Annotated in this window: 14 protein-coding genes; 9 read left to right on the top strand and 5 right to left on the bottom strand. The window is 71.5% G+C overall.

All coding sequences use genetic code 11. The features are described from left to right. Positions 1–82 precede the first annotated feature (82 nt). From OHS70_RS08065 to OHS70_RS08040, 6 genes are all read left to right on the top strand, one after another. Positions 83–1,570 carry a 3' terminal RNA ribose 2'-O-methyltransferase Hen1 gene (locus OHS70_RS08065; RefSeq protein ID WP_328395145.1) on the top strand — a complete coding sequence of 496 codons (1,488 nt, stop codon included), beginning with the start codon at positions 83–85 and terminating at the stop codon, positions 1,568–1,570. Further along, complete coding sequence (locus OHS70_RS08060) at positions 1,567–4,173, top strand: polynucleotide kinase-phosphatase (RefSeq protein ID WP_328395143.1); 2,607 nt, start codon at positions 1,567–1,569, stop codon at positions 4,171–4,173. Before OHS70_RS08065 ends, OHS70_RS08060 begins: the two co-directional genes overlap by 4 nt. Positions 4,174–4,355: 182 nt before the next feature. After that, the gene (locus OHS70_RS08055; RefSeq protein ID WP_328395141.1) at positions 4,356–5,588 is read left to right on the top strand and encodes an arginine deiminase; all 1,233 of its coding nucleotides are present in this window, start codon (positions 4,356–4,358) and stop codon (positions 5,586–5,588) included. A gap of 124 nt (positions 5,589–5,712) precedes the next feature. Then, positions 5,713–6,744, top strand: coding sequence for an ornithine carbamoyltransferase (gene argF, locus OHS70_RS08050; protein ID WP_328395139.1), 1,032 nt, complete (start codon positions 5,713–5,715; stop codon positions 6,742–6,744). 297 nt (positions 6,745–7,041) lie between these two features. Further along, a complete protein-coding gene (locus OHS70_RS08045; RefSeq protein WP_328395137.1) occupies positions 7,042–7,869 on the top strand; it encodes an enoyl-CoA hydratase family protein in 828 nt (275 codons plus the stop codon). Continuing rightward, on the top strand, positions 7,854–10,157 hold the full coding sequence (locus OHS70_RS08040) for a bifunctional salicylyl-CoA 5-hydroxylase/oxidoreductase (protein WP_328395135.1): 2,304 nt from the start codon (positions 7,854–7,856) through the stop codon (positions 10,155–10,157). The genes OHS70_RS08045 and OHS70_RS08040 overlap by 16 nt, the downstream gene beginning before the upstream one ends. Before the next feature lie 80 nt (positions 10,158–10,237). Here the strand turns inward: OHS70_RS08040 and OHS70_RS08035 are convergent, their stop codons facing one another. The 3 genes from OHS70_RS08035 to OHS70_RS08025 form a co-directional block, all read right to left on the bottom strand. After that, entirely contained in the window at positions 10,238–11,515 is a 1,278-nt protein-coding gene (locus tag OHS70_RS08035; RefSeq protein WP_328395133.1) for a hypothetical protein, read from the bottom strand. Positions 11,516–11,778: 263 nt separating this feature from the next. Continuing rightward, entirely contained in the window at positions 11,779–12,597 is an 819-nt protein-coding gene (locus tag OHS70_RS08030) for a PaaX family transcriptional regulator (protein WP_328395131.1), read from the bottom strand. A 4-nt stretch (positions 12,598–12,601) separates the two neighbouring features. Continuing rightward, positions 12,602–14,218, bottom strand: a complete 1,617-nt coding sequence (locus OHS70_RS08025) for an AMP-binding protein (RefSeq protein ID WP_328395129.1) — start codon at positions 14,216–14,218, stop codon at positions 12,602–12,604. A gap of 151 nt (positions 14,219–14,369) precedes the next feature. Between OHS70_RS08025 and OHS70_RS08020 the strand changes: the two genes are divergently transcribed. Continuing rightward, positions 14,370–15,524: an acyl-CoA dehydrogenase family protein gene (locus OHS70_RS08020; RefSeq protein ID WP_328395127.1), complete on the top strand. Its 1,155-nt coding sequence runs from the start codon at positions 14,370–14,372 to the stop codon at positions 15,522–15,524. Further along, positions 15,521–15,919 carry a RidA family protein gene (locus tag OHS70_RS08015; protein WP_328395125.1) on the top strand — a complete coding sequence of 133 codons (399 nt, stop codon included), beginning with the start codon at positions 15,521–15,523 and terminating at the stop codon, positions 15,917–15,919. Before OHS70_RS08020 ends, OHS70_RS08015 begins: the two co-directional genes overlap by 4 nt. 34 nt (positions 15,920–15,953) lie before the next feature. Here OHS70_RS08015 and OHS70_RS08010 read toward each other — a convergent pair whose 3' ends face one another. Then, positions 15,954–16,904, bottom strand: a complete 951-nt coding sequence (locus tag OHS70_RS08010; protein WP_328395123.1) for a hypothetical protein — start codon at positions 16,902–16,904, stop codon at positions 15,954–15,956. A 13-nt stretch (positions 16,905–16,917) separates the two neighbouring features. Then, positions 16,918–17,430, bottom strand: a complete 513-nt coding sequence (locus tag OHS70_RS08005) for a SigE family RNA polymerase sigma factor (protein ID WP_328395121.1) — start codon at positions 17,428–17,430, stop codon at positions 16,918–16,920. A 140-nt stretch (positions 17,431–17,570) separates the two neighbouring features. On the opposite strand from OHS70_RS08005, the gene OHS70_RS08000 reads away from it, so the two are divergent. After that, on the top strand, positions 17,571–18,416 hold the full coding sequence (locus OHS70_RS08000; protein ID WP_328395119.1) for an alpha/beta fold hydrolase: 846 nt from the start codon (positions 17,571–17,573) through the stop codon (positions 18,414–18,416). The last annotated feature ends 51 nt before the right edge of the window (positions 18,417–18,467 follow it).

Below are 18,467 nucleotides of genomic sequence, written 5' to 3'. Positions count from 1 at the left end.
GCGGCCGGCCCGGCAGCCGCCCCACTGCGGAGCGCGCGAAAACCCCTGGTCGGAGGAGCCGTACCGGACGATACTCGGACGCGTGTTCCTGACGATCAGCACGACCGGTACCCCGGAGCGTCCCGCGACCGACCTCGGCTTTCTGCTGCACAAGCATCCCGACAAGGCGCAGACGTTCTCCACCTCGCACGGCACGGCGCATGTCTTCTACCCGGAGGCGTCCGTCGAGCGCTGCACCGCCGCACTGCTGCTGGAGGTGGATCCGGTGGCGCTGGTGCGGCGCGGCAAGGGCAAGGGCCGGGGCGGCGCGCCCGACGCGGCGCTCGCGCAATACGTGAACGACCGCCCGTACGCGGCGTCGTCGCTGCTGTCCGTCGCGCTGAGCACGGTGTTCAAGAGCGCTCTGCGCGGCGTGTGCGCCGCGCTGCCCGGGCGGGCCGAGGCGCCGCTCGCACTGCGCGTCGAAGTGCCCGCACTGCCCGCGCGCGGCGGGGCCGAACTGGTGCGGAAGCTGTTCGGACCGCTGGGCTGGTCCTCGGTCGAGGCGCAGCCGGTGGCACTCGACGACCGGTTCCCCGAGTGGGGCGACTCCCGCTATGTCCAGTTGGTGCTCGAAGGCGAGCTGCGCCTCGCCGACGCGCTGCGTCAGCTCTACGTACTGCTGCCGGTGCTCGACGACGCCAAGCACTACTGGGTGGCCACCGACGAGGTCGACAAGCTGTTGCGGGCGGGTGAGGGCTGGCTCGCCGACCACCCCGAGCAGAAGCTGATCACCAGCCGCTATCTCTCGCGCCGCTGGGGACTGACCCGGCAGGCGATGGAGCGCCTCGAGCTGGTGCGCCTCGCCGAGTCCGACGACCTCGAGGTCGAGGACGTGGACAACGCCGTGGACGAGACCACGGACACCGAGGAGCGCCCCGTCCCGCTCGCCGAACAGCGCCGCGATGCGATCCTCGAAGCGCTGCGTGCCGCCGGCGCGAGCCGGGTCCTCGACCTGGGCTGCGGCCAGGGCCAGTTGGTGCAGGCTCTCCTCAAGGACGTCCGCTTCACCGAGATCGTCGGAGTCGATGTCTCGGTGCGGGCGCTGACCATCGCCGGACGCCGCCTCAAGCTGGACCGCCTCGGCGAGCGCCAGGCCGCCCGCGTGCAACTGCTCCAGGGCTCGCTCACCTACACCGACAAGCGGCTGGCCGGATATGACGCCGCCGTCCTCAGCGAGGTCATCGAGCACCTCGACCTGCCGAGGCTGCCCGCTCTCGAGTACGCGGTGTTCGGCTCCGCCCGGCCGCGGACGGTGCTCGTGACGACCCCGAACGTGGAGTACAACGTCCGCTGGGAGACGCTGCCCGCCGGGCACGTGCGCCACGGCGACCACCGGTTCGAGTGGACGCGCGAGGAGTTCCGCGGCTGGGCCGGAGCGGTTGCCCAGCGGCACGGCTACGAGGTGCGCTTCGTGCCCGTGGGCCCCGACGACCCCGAGGTCGGCCCGCCCACCCAGATGGCCGTGTTCGAGAAGACGGACACAACGGACGCACCGAACAGGACCCAGAAGGAGGCGAAGGCCGCATGACCACCGACCCCACCCCCGGCGCCGCAGGCACCGCACCCGCCGGCCGCCGGCTCCCGGTGACCGACCTGTCCCTCGTCGTCCTCGTCGGCGCCAGCGGATCCGGCAAGTCCACCTTCGCCCGCAAGCACTTCAAGTCCACCGAGGTCATCTCCTCCGACTTCTGCCGCGGGCTCGTCGCCGACGACGAGAACGACCAGAGCGCGAGCGGCGACGCCTTCGACGTCCTGCACCACATCGCCGGCAAGCGGCTCGCCGCCGGCCGGCTGACGGTCGTCGACGCCACCAACGTGCAGTCCGAGAGCCGCCGCCGGCTGATCCAGCTCGCGCGGCAGCACGACGTCCTGCCCATCGCGATCGTGCTCGACGTGCCCGAGGAGGTCTGCCTCGCACGCAACGCCGCCCGCCCCGACCGCGCCGACATGCCGCGCCATGTTGTCCAGCGGCACCGGCGCGAACTGCGCCGCTCGCTGAGGGGACTGGAGCGCGAGGGCTTCCGCAAGGTGCACATCCTGCACAGCGTCGAGGAGGCCGACAGCGCCGAGATCGTCCTCGAACGGCGCTACAACGACCTGCGCCACCTCACCGGCCCGTTCGACATCATCGGCGACATCCACGGCTGCAGCTCCGAACTGGAGACCCTGCTCGCCAAGCTGGGCTACGTCGACGCGGCGCACCCCGAGGGACGCACCGCCGTCTTCGTCGGCGACCTCGTGGACCGGGGGCCCGACAGCCCCGGAGTGCTGCGCCGCGTGATGGCCATGGTCGCGGCGGGCAACGCCCTGTGCGTGCCCGGCAACCACGAGAACAAGCTCGGCCGATACCTCAAGGGCCGCAACGTCCAGCACACCCACGGCCTCGCCGAGACCATCGAACAGCTCGAGAGGGAGGACGAGAGGGACCCCGCCTTCCGCGAGCAGGTACGGGAGTTCATCGACGGACTCGTCAGCCACTACGTCCTCGACGAGGGCAAGCTGGTCGTCTGCCACGCCGGACTTCCCGAGAAGTACCACGGCCGCACCTCCGGCCGGGTCCGCTCGCACGCGCTGTACGGCGACACCACCGGTGAGACCGACGAGTTCGGTCTGCCGGTGCGCTACCCGTGGGCCGAGGACTACCGGGGCCGTGCCGCGGTCGTCTACGGCCACACCCCGGTGCCCGACACCTCGTGGATCAACAACACCATCTGCCTCGACACCGGTGCCGTCTTCGGCGGCAGGATGACCGCGCTGCGCTGGCCGGAGCGCGAACTGGTCGACGTACCGGCCGAGAAGGTCTGGTACGAACCGGCCAAGCCGCTGGTGACCGAGGCGCCGGGCAGCCGCGAGGGGCGCCCGCTGGATCTCGCCGACGTACACGGCAAGCGCGTCGTGGAGACCCGGCACATGGCCCGTATCGGTGTGCGCGAGGAGAACGCCGCAGCGGCGCTCGAGGTCATGAGCCGCTTCGCGGTCGACCCGCGGCTGCTGACGTATCTGCCGCCGACGATGGCCCCGACCGCCACCTCGCGTCGGGAGGGCTATCTCGAGCACCCGGCCGAGGCCTTCGCCCAGTACCGGGCCGACGGCATCGCGCAGGTCGTCTGCGAGGAGAAGCACATGGGTTCGCGGGCGGTGGCGCTGGTGTGCCGCGACGCGGACGCGGCACGGCGGAGGTTCGGTTGCGGGGGTACCTCCGACGCCGAAGGCAGTGGCGGAGGGCCCACGGGCGCGCTGCACACCCGCACCGGACGGCCGTTCTTCGACGACTGCGAGGTCACCGAGGAGATCCTCGGCAGGCTCCGTACGGCGATCACAGCCGCGGGCCTGTGGGACGAGCTGGACACCGACTGGCTGCTCCTGGACGCCGAGTTGATGCCCTGGTCGCTGAAGGCCTCCGGTCTGCTGCGCTCGCAGTACGCGGCGGTCGGCGCCGCCTCCGGCGCGGTACTGCCCGGTGCGACGGCCGCCCTGGAGGCCGCGGTCGGGCGCGGGGTCGCGGTCGAGGGACTGCTCGCCCGGCAGCGGGAGCGGGCCGACGACGCGGCCGCGTTCACCGAGGCGTACCGGCGCTACTGCTGGACGACCGACGGCCTCGAGGGGGTGCGGCTGGCACCGTTCCAGATCCTCGCCTCCGAGGGCCGCTCGCTGGCCGCGGTGCCGCACGACGAACAGCTCGCCTGGCTGGACCGGCTCGTGGAGCACGACCCGACGGGTCTGCTCCAGGTCACCCGCCGGATGATCGTCGACACCGGCGACGAGGCTTCCGTGGCGGCGGGTGTCGACTGGTGGCTGGAGATGACCGGGTGCGGCGGCGAAGGCATGGTCGTCAAGCCGCTCCAGGCGCTTGCCCGGGACGGGAAGGGACGGCTCGTACAGCCGGGGATCAAGGTCCGCGGCCGCGAGTACCTGCGGATCATCTACGGCCCCGAGTACACCCGCCCCGAGAACCTGGAGAGACTGCGCGGGCGGTTCCTGAACCACAAGCGCTCGCTCGCGCTGCGCGAGTACGCCCTGGGTCTGGAGGCCCTGGACCGGCTGGCCGGCTCGGAGCCGCTGTGGCGCGTCCATGAGGCGGTCTTCGCGGTGCTGGCCCTGGAGTCGGAGCCGGTCGACCCGCGGCTCTGACCGCGCGTGGGCGGCCGCCGACTCCACCGGCACGGTTGCGGGACGTACGGACAGTGCTTCCCGCAGCCGCCGACGCCATCGAGCGGATCACCCGCGAGCGGGCCCGGGACGAGCCGGAAGCGGTTCGCAGCGGTAGAGCCGTTCGCCGGGTGAACCGGCGTTCGGCCGGTGAGGATGGGGGTATGGGATTCCATGTCGACTCCGAGACCGGGCGTCTGCGCCAGGTCATCCTCCACCGTCCCGATCTGGAGCTGAAGCGGCTCACTCCGAGGAACAAGGACGCACTGCTCTTCGACGATGTGCTCTGGGTGCGCCGTGCCCGGCAGGAGCACGACGGATTCGCGGACGTGCTGCGCGACCGCGGCGTGGTGGTGCATCTGTTCGGCGATCTGCTGCGTGAGTCGCTGGAGATCGAGGAGGCCAGAAAACTGGTCCTGGACCGGGTCTTCGACGAGAAGGAGTACGGGCCGCTCGCCACCGACCACCTCCGGGTCGCGTTCGACGAACTGCCCACGCCCGAACTGGTCGAGGCGCTGGTCGGCGGGATGACCAAGCGCGAGTTCCTAGCGGGTCACACCGAGCCGACGTCCGTCCGCTTCCACGCGATGGACCTGGACGACTTCCTCCTCCAGCCGCTGCCCAACCACCTGTTCACCCGTGACACCTCCGCTTGGATCTACGACGGTGTCTCCATCAACGCGATGCGCTGGCCGGCCCGGCAGCGCGAGACCGTCCACTTCGAGGCGATCTACAAGCACCATCCGCACTTCGCCGGACCGGATGCGGGCACCTTCCACCACTGGTCGGAGGGCCAGGACGACTACCCCTCCACCATCGAGGGCGGCGATGTGCTCGTCATCGGCAATGGGGCGGTGCTGATCGGGATGAGCGAGCGCACCACGCCGCAGGCCGTGGAGATGCTGGCGCGCGGCCTGTTCGCGGCCGGTTCGGCGCGCACGATCGTGGCCCTGGACATGCCCAAGCGGCGGGCCTTCATGCACCTGGACACCGTGATGACGATGGTCGACGCGGACACCTTCACCCAGTACGCGGGGCTCGGCATGCTCCGCTCGTACACCATCGAACCGGCCGACGGCCGGCAGGGGCTGAAGGTCAGCGACCATCCGGCGGAGCACATGCACAGCGCGATCGCGGCGGCGCTGGGACTGCAGGAGATCCGGGTGCTGACGGCGACGCAGGACGTGCACTCGGCGGAGCGCGAGCAGTGGGACGACGGCTGCAACGTGCTCGCCGTCGAGCCCGGTGTCGTCGTCGCGTACGAGCGCAATGTCACCACCAACACGCATCTGCGCAAGCAGGGCATCGAGGTGATCGAGATCCCCGGCAGCGAACTGGGGCGGGGCAGGGGCGGCCCGCGCTGTATGAGCTGCCCGGTCGAGCGCGAGGCCGTTTAGACCCGGGCCGGATCCCGGGACCTGTGCCTGCCGTGTCCCACAGTGCGGGAAGGTGCTGTATAGCGATGCATACTCTCGTATATAGTTCCACGGTACCCGCAGCAGCGACCCAGGAGCAGCCACCATGGCGATACACCTCGAAGGCCGGCACTTCCTCAAGGAGCTGGACTTCACCGCCGAGGAGTTCCGCGGCCTGATCGATCTGGCCGCGGAGCTCAAGGCGGCCAAGCGGGCGGGTGCCGAGGTGCAGCGGCTGCGCGGCAAGAACATCGCGCTGATCTTCGAGAAGCCCTCGACCCGTACGCGCTGCTCCTTCGAGGTGGCGGCCGCCGATCAGGGTGCGTCCACGACCTATATCGACCCGGCCGGGGCGCACATCGGCACCAAGGAGTCCGCCAAGGACAGCGCCCGGGTGCTGGGCCGCCTGTTCGACGCCATCGAGTTCCGGGGCGACGGCCAGGATGTCGTCGAGGAGCTCGCGGCGTACGCGGGGGTGCCCGTCTACAACGGCCTGACCAACGACTGGCACCCCACCCAGATGCTCGCCGATGTGCTGACCATGACAGAGCACTGCGACAAGCCCCTGGAGCGGATCACCTTCGCCTACCTCGGCGACGCCCGCTTCAACATGGGCAACTCCTACCTGGTCACCGGAGCGCTGCTGGGCATGGACGTCCGTATCGTCGCGCCCCGCTCGTACTGGCCGGCCGAGGAGACCGTCGCCCGTGCCCGGCAGGCCGCCGAGGTGAGCGGTGCCCGGATCACGCTGACCGAGGACGTCGCCGAGGGGGTGCGGGGAGCGGACTTCGTCGCCACCGATGTCTGGGTGTCGATGGGGGAGCCCAAGGAGGTCTGGGGCGAGCGCATCAAGGTCCTCGGCCCCTACGCCGTGACCATGGATGTCCTGCGCGCCACGGGCAATGCGCAGGTGAAGTTCATGCACTGCCTCCCCGCCTTCCACGACCTGGGCACCACGGTCGCCCGCGGGATCCACGAGACGCACGGCCTCGCGGAGCTCGAGGTCACCGACGAGGTCTTCGAGTCGGCGCACTCCGTCGTCTTCGACCAGGCGGAGAACCGGATGCACACGATCAAGGCCGTCATGGTGGCCACGCTCGCCGGCGGCACGACGGGGGCGGATGCCTCCGGCGCATAGTGGTGCCGCCGCCTGACCATGCGCCTCCGTGCCCCCCGGTCCGCCGCCGCATCCGGTGCGGGGGCGCACCGGCGCGGCCCGCCTGCGGTCGCGTCAGGGCCGTGCCGGTACGGACGGGACGGATCGCCGGGCCGGGTCCCGCTGCTGCCGGGACCTCTGCCGTATCGCGGCGGACGTTCAGGGCGCGCGTATAGCGCACTCGTGACGGCAGTCACGTAAGGGTGATAGCTTCGGAGGACAGGCAGAAGCCGGGCCGGCCCCGGCCGGCAGACCGCCCGCCGAAGGAGGCCACACTCCATGAGCCCCTTTACCGGTTCCGCAGCGCGCACCGAGAACTGGCGCCATCTGCGGCTGACCAGGCACGAGGGTGTCGCGACCGTCACCCTCGCCCGCCCCGAGAAGCTCAACGCGCTCACCTTCGGCGCCTACGCCGACCTGCGCGACCTCCTCGCCGAGCTGGCCCGGGAGCGTTCCGTACGCGCGCTGGTGCTCGCCGGCGAGGGCCGCGGCTTCTGCTCCGGCGGTGATGTCGACGAGATCATCGGCGCGACGCTCTCCATGGACACCGCCCAGCTGCTCGACTTCAACCGCATGACGGGTCAGGTCGTCCGGGCGATCCGGGAGTGCCCCTTCCCGGTGATCGCCGCGGTGCACGGCGTCGCCGCCGGAGCGGGCGCGGTGCTCGCGCTCGCCGCGGACTTCCGGGTCGCGGACCCGTCCGCCAAGTTCGCCTTCCTGTTCACCAAGGTGGGCCTGTCCGGCGGAGACATGGGCGCGGCCTACCTGCTGCCGCGGGTCGTCGGACTCGGCCATGCCACGCGGCTGCTGATGCTGGGCGAGGCCGTCCGCGCACCCGAGGCGGAGCGGATCGGTCTGATCAGCGAGCTCACCGACGAGGGTCAGGCGGATGTGCGGGCAGGCGAACTGGCCCGTCGGCTCGCTGACGGTCCGGCCCTGGCCCATGCGCAGACCAAGGCCCTGCTCACCGCCGAGCTCGACATGCCGCTCGCCGCGTCGGTCGAACTGGACGCCGCGACCCAGGCGCTGCTGATGAACGGCGCTGACTACGCCGAGTTCCACGCCGCCTTCACCGAGAAGCGCCCGCCCAAATGGCAGGGGCGATAGCCATGTCCGCTTCCCTGCGCGTCGCCGTCATCGGCGGCGGACCCGGCGGGCTGTACGCGGCCGCGCTGCTCAAGCGGCTCGGCCCCGACCGAGACATCACCGTCTGGGAGCGCAATGCCCCCGACGACACCTTCGGCTTCGGCGTCGTCCTCTCCGACGAGACCCTCGGCGGCATCGAGCACGCCGACCCGGTCGTCCACCAGGCACTTCAGGCCGAGTTCGTACGGTGGGACGACATCGACATCGTCCACCGCGGCCGCACCCTCACCTCCGGCGGCCACGGCTTCGCCGCACTGGGCCGCCGCAGGCTCCTTCAGATCCTGCACGAGCGCTGCGAAGGACTGGGCGTACGGCTCCGCTTCCGCTCCGAGGCCCTGCCCGCCGCCGAACTCGCCGCCACGCACGACCTCGTCATCGCCGCCGACGGTGTGCACAGCGCCACCCGGGACGCCCACGCCGACGCCTTCGTGCCCCGCATCACCGCGCATCGGTGCCGCTACATCTGGCTCGCTGCCGACTTCGCCTTCGACTCCTTCCGGTTCGAGATCGCCGAGACCGAGTACGGCGTGATGCAGCTGCACGGCTACCCCTACTCCCGGGACGCCTCCACCGTCATCGTCGAGATGCGCGAAGAGGTCTGGCGAGCCGCCGGCTTCGACCAGCTCGACGAGGCGGAGTCCACCGTCCGCTGCGCCAAGATCTTCGCCGACGCACTCGACGGCCGCCCCCTGCGCGGCAACACCTCCGCCTGGACCGCGTTCCGCACCGTCGTCAACGACCGCTGGTCGCACGGCAATACGGTGCTGCTCGGCGACGCCGCCCACACCGCGCACTTCTCCATCGGCTCCGGAACCAAACTCGCCGTCGAGGACGCTCTCGCCCTCGCCGCCTGCGTCGAGGAGCAGCCCGATCTGTCCGCCGCCCTCGCGGCGTACGAGAACGAGCGCCGACCGGTCGTCGAGTCGACCCAGCGGGCGGCCGCGGCCAGCCTGCGCTGGTTCGAGGAGCTCGGCACCTATGTCGACCAGCAGCCCCGCCAGTTCGCCTTCAACCTGCTCACCCGCAGCCGCCGGGTCACCCATGACAATCTGCGGCTGCGTGACGCCGCCTTCACCGGCTCCGTCGAGAAGGACTTCGGCTGCCCGCCCGGCACCCCGCCGATGTTCACCCCCTTCCGGCTGCGCTCCCTCACCCTGCGCAACCGGGTCGTCGTCTCACCCATGGACATGTACGTCGCCGATGACGGGCTTCCCGGCGACTTCCACCTCGTCCATCTCGGCGCCCGTGCGCTGGGCGGAGCCGGCCTGGTGATGACCGAGATGGTGTGCGTCAGCCCCGAAGGCCGCATCACCCCCGGCTGCACCGGGCTCTGGACCCAGGAGCAGGGCGACGCCTGGCGCCGTGTCACGGACTTCGTGCACCTCGGCGCGCCGGGCACCGCGATCGGAGTCCAGCTCGGCCACTCCGGCCGCAAGGGCTCCACCAAGCTCATGTGGGAAGGCATCGACCAGCCGCTGGACCAGGACAACTGGGCCCTGGCCGCCGCATCCCCGCTTCCCTACCGCGCCGGTGTCAACCAGATCCCGCACGCACTGGACCGCACCGGACTCACCGAGATCCGCGAGCAGTTCACCGGCGCGGCCCGGCGCGCCGCGAGCAGCGGCTTCGACCTGCTCGAACTCCACTGCGCCCACGGCTACTTGCTCTCCGGGTTCCTCTCCCCGCTGACCAACCGGCGCACCGACGCCTACGGAGGTCCGCTGGAGAACCGGCTCCGGTTCCCCCTCGAGGTCTTCGACGCGGTGCGGGCCGTCTGGCCGGACGAGCGGCCCATGACGGTCCGTATCTCCGCCACCGACTGGGCGGACGGCGGCACCACCGCGGACGACGCCGTCGCCATCGCCCGCGCCTTCGCGGCGCACGGCGCCGACGCCATCGACGTCTCCACCGGCCAGGTCGTCCCGGAGGAACAGCCCGAGTACGGCCGCTCCTACCAGACCCCGTACGCCGACCGGATCCGCAACGAGGTGAACGTCCCGGTCATCGCGGTTGGCGCGATCTCCTCCTGGGACGACGTGAACTCACTGCTGCTGGCCGGCCGAGCCGACCTCTGCGCCCTGGCCAGACCCCATCTCTACGACCCGCACTGGACGCTGCACGCGGCGGCCGAGCAGGGCTACACGGGGCCGGGGGCGCCCTGGCCGCTGCCGTACCGGGCGGGCAGCCGCACACCACCGACCGGCCGCACGGACGCACCGAAACCACGGCTCACGCTCACCTCACGCTGACCGCCTGTTTCCGAACTCTGGCCATGGGAGGACGAATCCGTGAGCGCCGAGAGCGATTGCGAGTGGCAGGGGCAGGTGGCTCATGAGCGGGCTGCGGGGTTGCCGATCACGCCGATGCGGATACCCAGCCAGGGATAGACGTGGGCGTAGAACACGTTGTCCTGTGGCTGGAGTCCGACGGCGGACGGCCACATCTGGAAGGCGGGCGCGTTGGACACTCCGCCGTGCAGCCGCCGCCACACCCGCCCGGCGTCGGGTCCGGCCGGGGGCGGGGTGATCGTGTCGGTCCACTCGACGGCGTTGCCGCCCTGGTCGAGCGTGCCCCACGGAGAGGTGGTCCGCGCCTGGCCGACCGTCGCGAGGCTGCCCTCGTAGACGCCGGCGTAGGTGATCGGGTCCAGCCCGATCGGGTTGGCGGTGTCGCAGACGCTGGGCGGCACCTGCCCCGGGCACCAGCTCGGGGCGGGCAGGCCGGAGGCGTGGTATGAGGCGAGGGGCTGGGTCGCCGCGTTGGTGACGTCGCCGGTCACGGGGTTGAGCACGGTGGGGGAGGGGGCTGTCGCGGCGCCGTCGCCGAAGACGCCCGGGTTGGTCGGGTACTTCCAGTAGGAGTACGTGCCGCCGCCGCTCGGGTCGTAGTAGGCGGCCTTGATCCACTCGTTCTGGCTCGGGACGACGAAGCCGGAGTCGCTGGTGCGGGTCGCGTTCCGCCGGGTGAGGTCGTACACCCCGCGCTCGGTCCGCGGCGACAGCCGGACCTTGTAGGTGACGTAGGCGAAGCGGCCCTCGGTGCGGGTCTCCTTGGACAGGATCCGGCCGTTGTCGAGCGAGTTGGCCAGGCGCGCCGCTTCCAGGAAGTTCGCGAAGCCGTAGGGCTTGTCCGTCCACTGCGGGTAGGCCACCGAGTAGTGGCGGCCCCTGCGGGCGTCCGCGTCGAAGTCGACCTGGCCGTACTTGGGCCAGGCCGAGGAACCTTCGGTGTCCTCGTAGAGGGCGAGCCGGTCGCGGCCCTCGGGGTCGACCGTGTTCAGGAACGCAACCCACTGGCCGACGGTGATTTCGAGCTGCCCGATCTCGTAGGGGTGGTCGACGCCGCCGACCGTCAGGCAGCCGCGCGACCCCTCGGGGGCGTCGGCGCACGACGCGTAGACGGCGTCGGTGAAGGGGACGACGGCCACCGGCGGATTGCCGGGGGCGCCGACCCGGGCGGTCGTCAGCGTGATGACCTCACCCGGTCGCGAGCGATCGTCGCCGCTCGCGGCGGTGTGGCCCGCGACCGGCGCCGCGAGCAGCGCGGTCAGTCCGCATGCGGCGACGACGGCCGTCACGAGGCGAGTGCGGCTCGACACGACGTTCATTGGACTTCCCCGTCCGGCCGGTGATCTCAGCGCTGACCGGCGTCACATGAGAAGACGTACGGGTATGGACGGGCACAGAACGGCACGACACGGTCGGTCGACTCACCTGATTGCGTCTGCCGGCATGACGTACACCCGCGCCCCGCCCAGTAGGCCATGGTGCCGGGGCGCAACTGCTGCCCCAGGTCCCCGTACCGCCCGCCACAGCACGACATTCGCGGCCACCCGCCATACCGGCTGCAACGCCTCGGCCGTCTCCTCGCTCAATCGCCCCCGCCACCCAACACGAACTTCGCCCCCGCGTCCCGCAGCCTCTCGTGCAGTCGCGCGAACACCGCCGCCGACCGTCCTCCGGGCCAGCCCTGCGGCAGCAGCTCCGCCGGCAGGCCCGGGTCCGCGTACGGCAGCCGCCGCCACGAGTCCAGGGCCGGCAGATAGTCCTGGTAGGCGTCTGCGGGCGGAGTGTCGTCCCGCGCGTCCCACGCGCGCAGCACCGGCTCGTGCAGAGCCAGGAACTCCTCGTGCAGCTCGGCGATCGCCCCCAGGTCCCACCAGCGCGCCACCGCCTCGGCCGTCGCCGCGAAGCCGAGATGCTCCCCGCGGAACAGGTCCACGTACGCATCGAGCTGAAGGCGCCGCAGCGTGTGCCGCGTCTCCTCGTAGAGCCTCGCCGGCGCGATCCACACCCCCGGCGCCGCCGAACCGAAGCCGAGGCGCACGAGCCGTGAACGCAGCAGATGGCGCTTGTGGCGCTCGGCCTCCGGTACGGAGAAGACGGCGAGGACCCAGCCGTCGGACAGCTGCGGCGCGGGGCGGGCGTAGATCCGCCGGTCGCCGTCGTCGAGGAGCTGGCGCGCGTCGGCCGACAGTGCGTAGCCGGCCGCCCCGTCCTCGGTGCGCTCGGGGATCAGCAGACCGCGGCGCTTGAGCCGGGACACCGACGAGCGCACCGACGGCGCGTCGACGCCGAGCACCCCGAGCAGCCGGATGAGTTCGGCCACGGGCAGGGAACCCGGCCGTTCGCGTCCGTACGCGCCGTACAGGGTGACGATCAGGGAGCGGGGGGTGTGCTGCTCGGCCACGTGATCACTCTATGGCCCGCAGCCGGTAGCGCTGCAGCTTGCCGGTCGCCGTGCGCGGAAGGGCGTCCAGGAAGACGATCTCGCGCGGGCACTTGAACGGCGTCAGCCGCTGCTTCACCCAGTCGGTGAGCGCCTGCGCGGTGTCGTCGCCCGGCCCCCTCCCGCCGCGCAGCACCACATACGCGACCACGATCTGCCCGCGCAGCTCGTCGGGGCGCCCCACCACGGCGGCCTCCGCGACCTCCGGGTGGTGCAGCAGAGCGTCCTCCACCTCGGGTCCGGCGATGTTGTACCCGGCCGAGATGATCATGTCGTCGGCGCGGGCGACATACCGGAACCAGCCGTCCGGCTCGCGCACATAGGTGTCGCCGGTGCGGTTCCAGCCGTCCCGTACGTACTGCGACTGGCGCGGGTCGGCCAGATAGCGGCAGCCCACCGGGCCGCGCACGGCCAGCAGCCCCGGTTCCCCGTCCGGCACGGGACGGCCCTCCTCGTCCACCACGCGCGCCTCCCACCCCGGCACGGGAACCCCGGTCGTGCCCGGTCTGATCGCCTCGTCCGCCGCCGAGATGAAGATGTGCAGCAGCTCGGTCGCGCCGATGCCGTTGATGATGCGCAGCCCGGTCCGCTCCTGCCAGGCCTCCCAGGTGGCCGCGGGCAGATTCTCGCCGGCCGACACGCAGCGCCGCAGTGAGCCGGTGTCGTGCCCGTCGAGCTTGTCCAGCATCACCCGGTACGCGGTCGGTGCGGTGAACAGGACCGACACCCGGTGCTTGGCGACCGCCTCCAGCAGCTGTGCGGGACCGGCCTGCTCCAGCAGCAGGGCGGACGCCCCGGCCCGCATCGGGAAGATCACCAGACCGCCGAGCCCGAAGGTGAAGCCCAGCGGCGGGCTGCCCGCGAACACATCGTCCGGCTCGGGCCGCAGGACCTGCTCCGAGAAGGTGTCCGCCACCGCCAGGACATCGCGGTGGAAGTGCATGCACCCCTTGGGGCGGCCTGTGGTGCCCGAGGTGAAGGCGATCAGCGCGACATCGTCGGCGGCCGTCGCCACCGGCTCGTACGGCTCCTCGGGCCGCGCCGAGGCCAGTCGCAGCAGATCGTCGGGACCGTCGCCTCCGTAGGCGGTGATCCGCAGGCCCGGCACCTCGGCCTTGGCCAGGTCGTCGAGGGACCGGATGTCGCACAGGGCGTGGCTGACCGCGGCGATTTCGCAGACCGTGGCGAGCTCCTTGGCCCGCTGTTGCGCCAGGACCGTGACCGCCACCGCTCCCGTCCTCATCACGGCGAGCCAGCAGGCGGCCAGATGGGGGGTGCTCGGGCCGCGCAGCAGCACCCGGTTGCCGGGTACCACCCCGAGCTCGGAGGTCAGGACATGTGCGATCCGGTCGACCTGATGGCGCAGTTCTCCGTACGTCCAGACCTCGCCGCCCCCGGTACGGAAGACGGGCCGGTCCGCGCCGAAGCGCTCGATCGTCCGGTCCAGCAGCTCCGCCCCGCAGTTCAGGCGCTGTGGATAGATCAGCGCCGGCAGGCCGAAGACGAGATCGGGCCACTGCCCGGCAGGCGGCAAGTGGTCGCGCGGAAAGGTGTCGAGGTGGGCCGAGGGTGACAGCTCCATGGTTCGCCCCCTTCTCGTGGTGGGGTCGCGCATCGAGCGTATCGTTAAGGTGACGACAGTCAATGGTCCGCGATACGGTGCTTTCCGGGGAGGCTGTCCGCGGTGCCGCCGCGAGGCCCCGGAACCCCGGCCGTCGGAAGTGGGGGCTCGAATGCCCGTATTCTCACTCGATCCGGAACAGACCGCATGGGGTGCGCAGCTGCGCACCGCGGCCCACGAGCGACTGCGGCCGCTCGCCGAGAAAGGGGAACCGGGACGGGTCAACCGGCCCCTGGTCGCCGCCCTTGCCGAACTGGGCCTGCTGGAACGCCTCTTCACCGCAGGTGCGCTGGAACTGTGCCTGCTGCGCGAGTCCCTGGCCTACAGCTGCACGGAGGCCGAGACCGCGCTGGCCCTGCAGGGACTCGGCAGCTACGCGCTGGTCCACTCGGGTACGCTCGCACAGCGCGAGCGCTGGCTCCCCGAGGTGACCGCGGGGCGTGCCGTCGCCGCCTTCGCACTGTCCGAGCCGGACGCGGGATCGGACGCCGCGGCCCTGGATCTCAAGGCCGTGCCGGACGGCGCCGGCTGGCGGCTGAGCGGGGAGAAGCGCTGGATCTCCAACGCCCCCGAGGCCGACTTCTACACCGTCTTCGCCCGCACGACCGACGGGGCGGGCGCCCGGGGCGTCACCGCGTTCCTCGTCCCCGCCGACCGTCCGGGCCTGGACGGCACCGCCCTCGAGATGCTCTCCCCGCACCCGATCGGCGCACTGACCTTCACCGATGTGCCGGTCAGCGCGGACGATGTGCTCGGGGAGGTGGACCGCGGCTTCCGCGTCGCCATGAACACCCTCAACCGCTTCCGCCCCAGCGTCGGCGCGTTCGCCGTCGGCATGGCCCAGGCCGCCCTGGACGCCACTCTCCACCACACCGCCACCCGGCACGCCTTCGGCGGCCCCCTCAAGGACCTCCAGTCGGTCGCCCACAAGGTCGCCGAGATGGCCACCCGCACGGAGGCCGCGCGGCTGCTGGTGTACGCGGCGGCCTGCGCGTACGACGACGGCGCCGCCGATGTGCCGCAGCGCTCCGCGATGGCGAAACTCCTCGCCACCGAGACCGCGCAGTACGTCGTCGACGCCGCCGTCCAGCTGCACGGTGCCCGCGCCCTCCAGCGCGGACACCTCCTGGAACACCTCTACCGTGAGGTACGGGCACCCCGGATCTACGAGGGCGCCACCGAGGTCCAGCGCACGATCATCGCCAAGGAGCTGTACGCCGGAGCGCTTCCCGCCGGGGAGCCGTACGCCGAGGAGACGTCCCGATGAGCCTGCAGCGCCACAATCCGGCCGAGCTCTCACCCCCCACCGGCTTCTCCCACGCCGTCACCGCCAGCGGCTCCCGGATGGTGTTCCTGGCCGGCCAGACCGCACTGGACACCGACGGAAAGGTCGTCGGTGCTGCGCTGCCCGAACAGTTCGAGGCGGCGCTCACCAATCTCCTCACCGCGCTCGCCGCGGCGGGCGGCACCCCGCACGACCTGGCCCGCGTCACCATCTACGCCACCGACGTGGCCGACTACCGTGCGCACGTGAGCGAACTGGGCCGCATCTGGCGGCGGTTGGCGGGGCGCGACTACCCGGCGATGGCGGTGATCGGGGTGGTGCGGCTCTGGGACGATCAGTGTCTGGTCGAGGTGGACGGGGTGGCCGTGCTGCCCTGAGGGGCGGTAGGCGTGTCCTTGTCCCTTCCTTGTCCTAGTCGGCCGGGCTCTCGTCGGCGGTGCGCCCCCGGTCGTCGACCGGATCCGAGCCGTCGGCCGGGAGCACTTGCGTGCGGTCCTTGTACGGCGTGAGCTCCTTCGCTCGCTCGTTGACCTCCCGGTCCACGTGCATCTGCCAGCGCGGGCTGGTCACGACCGCGCGCAGCTCGTCGAGGCTGAAAGGCGGCTGCGAGCCGATGACCGGCCCGTCCTCGATGTCCACGCCGTTGGTGGTGCCCACGGAGATCCGGGTGCCGTCGGTCCGCAGCAGATCCGCGTGCCGTCGCAGCAGCAGCCCCGACCGGTCCTCGTACAGCATCAGCACCGAGCCGTCGGCGAGCTCGGTGACCCCGCAGGCGGTCATCGTGCCCTCCGGCTCGCGCTGCCCGCAGGAGTAGAACCCCTGGAGATCCCCGCCTTGCACGGCCAGGCTCCGGCCGAAGCCGGGCTGGAAGTTGACCTGCACCTCGGAGCCGGCGAGCCAGCCGTCGGCGCTCAGCCTGCCGAAGGTGCCGCTCCCAGGGGCAATCGCGGGTGCGCTCTGCCCCTCGTAGTCGGACGTCCCGCCCTTCCCCGGCAGCAGTTCTTTCAGAATCTGCACGGTCGCCCGGCCGGACAGCCACTCCTTGCCGGCCGACGGCGCGACGGGCCTCGGACGCCCGCTGAAGTCCGGGACCGTGACCTCGCCCGGACCCCCGTCCGGCGCGCTCGGCAGGGTGGAGGTGACCTCACCGGCATAGGTCGGCAGATAGGCACCGAACACCGACGTCCCCAGCACCGCACCGGTGACCGCGAAGACGGCTGCACCCGCGGCGAGCCGGCGCCGTACGCGCAGCTGCCGCCCTGTGCGCGTCGCCCTCTCGACCAGGGTGTGCGTCTGTGGCCGCACCCCGCCGACCGCGTCGTCCATGGCCCTGCTCAGTTCCTGCTCGTCCATCATCGTCAAGTTCCGCCCCTCCTCAGACCGTGGTGAGTGACTCGCGCTCGTCACCGAGCAGTTCACGAAGCCGTGCCAGTGCGCTCATGCTGCGGTTGCGCACCGTGCCCGCCTGCAGGCCCAGTTCGGCCGCGGTCTGTTCCACGCTGCGGTCCTCCCAGTAGCGCAGTACCAGCACCGCGCGGTCCTTGGGAGGCAGCTGGGCGAGCGCCGACAGCAGCGCGACGCGCAGCTCCGGATCGCCTCGGTCGCCGTACGCGCTGTCCGGGACCGTCTGCACGGGCTGCTCCGAGCTGCGCCGCAGCCGTCGCTGCGACAGATGGATGCGCACCAGGACCTTGCGGACGTACGCGTCCTGGCGGTCCGCGCGCCGCACCCGCCCCCAGGAGGCGAACGCCTTGCCCAGCGCCGTCTGCACCAGATCCTCGGCCTGATGCCAGTCGCCGCCGGTCAGCAGCAGTGCGGTCCGGAAGAGCCGCGCGCTGCGCGTACGCGCGAATTCCTGGAACTCCTCAAACCGGGTGTCTCCGGCCACTCCTGCCCTCCCTCACCAGCCGCGCTGTCGCGGACTGCTCACCCCCAAGACGCTGCGGCGGCACGACTCTGTCACTCCCAAGTCAGTGGCAGCGCGCCGGTGACGGGGCATAACATCGTTATCCTTCGAGGGGGGCCACTGTGCCGGAGATCGAACTCACCGCAGGGACCATCCAGTACGAGGACACCGGGGGACCGGGCCCGGTCGTCGTCCTGCTGCACGGTCTGGTGCACGACGCGACGGTCTGGCGCAAGGTCGTCGCCGATCTCCGCAGCGACCACCGCTGCATCACACCGACCCTGCCGTACGGCTCCCACCGCACGCCCATGCGCCCGGACGTCCCGCTGACACCCGACTCCGTCATCGAGCTGATCGCCGAGTTCCTGGACCGGCTGGACCTGCGGGAGGTGACGCTCGTGGAGAGCGACTGCGGCCGGGCGCAGACGGTTGCCGCCGCTCACCCCGAACGCCTGGCCAGGCTGGTGCTCATCTCCTGCGAGGCGTTCGACAACTACCCGCCGGGCGCACCGGGCAAGATGATCTCGCTCCTCTGCAGGGTGCCGGGCGGTGTGTTCCTGATGGCGCGGGTCCTCGGCCTTCGCGCACTGCGCAGGTTCCCCGTCGGCCTCGGCGCGCTGACCAAGCGCCCGGTGCCCACCGAGATCACCGACGGCTGGCTGCGCCCGCTGCAGACGGACAAGGCCATCAGATACGACTTCAAGCGCTACAACACGAGCGTCCGCAGGACCGAACTGCTCGAAGCGGCCGAGGCGCTGCCGTCGTTCGACCGGCCCGCCCTCGTGGTGTGGGCGACCGAGGACCGCATGATGCCCCGCGAGCACGGCCGGCGGCTCGCCGAACTGCTGCCGCAGGGACGGTTGCTGGAGATCGAGGACAGCTGCACCCTGATCGCCGAGGACCAGCCGGAACAACTGTCGGCGGCACTGCGCGCATTCGTCGCGGAGAAGACGGCCGACGGCGCTTGATCGACTGGTGGCGGGGACACCAGGGGCTTAGCGTCGAAAGGGTGGCGGGTA

It is taken from the genome of Streptomyces sp. NBC_00390, assembly GCF_036057275.1.
Lineage (GTDB): Bacteria > Actinomycetota > Actinomycetes > Streptomycetales > Streptomycetaceae > Streptomyces.
This window is presented reverse-complemented; position numbering and strand designations above follow the sequence as displayed.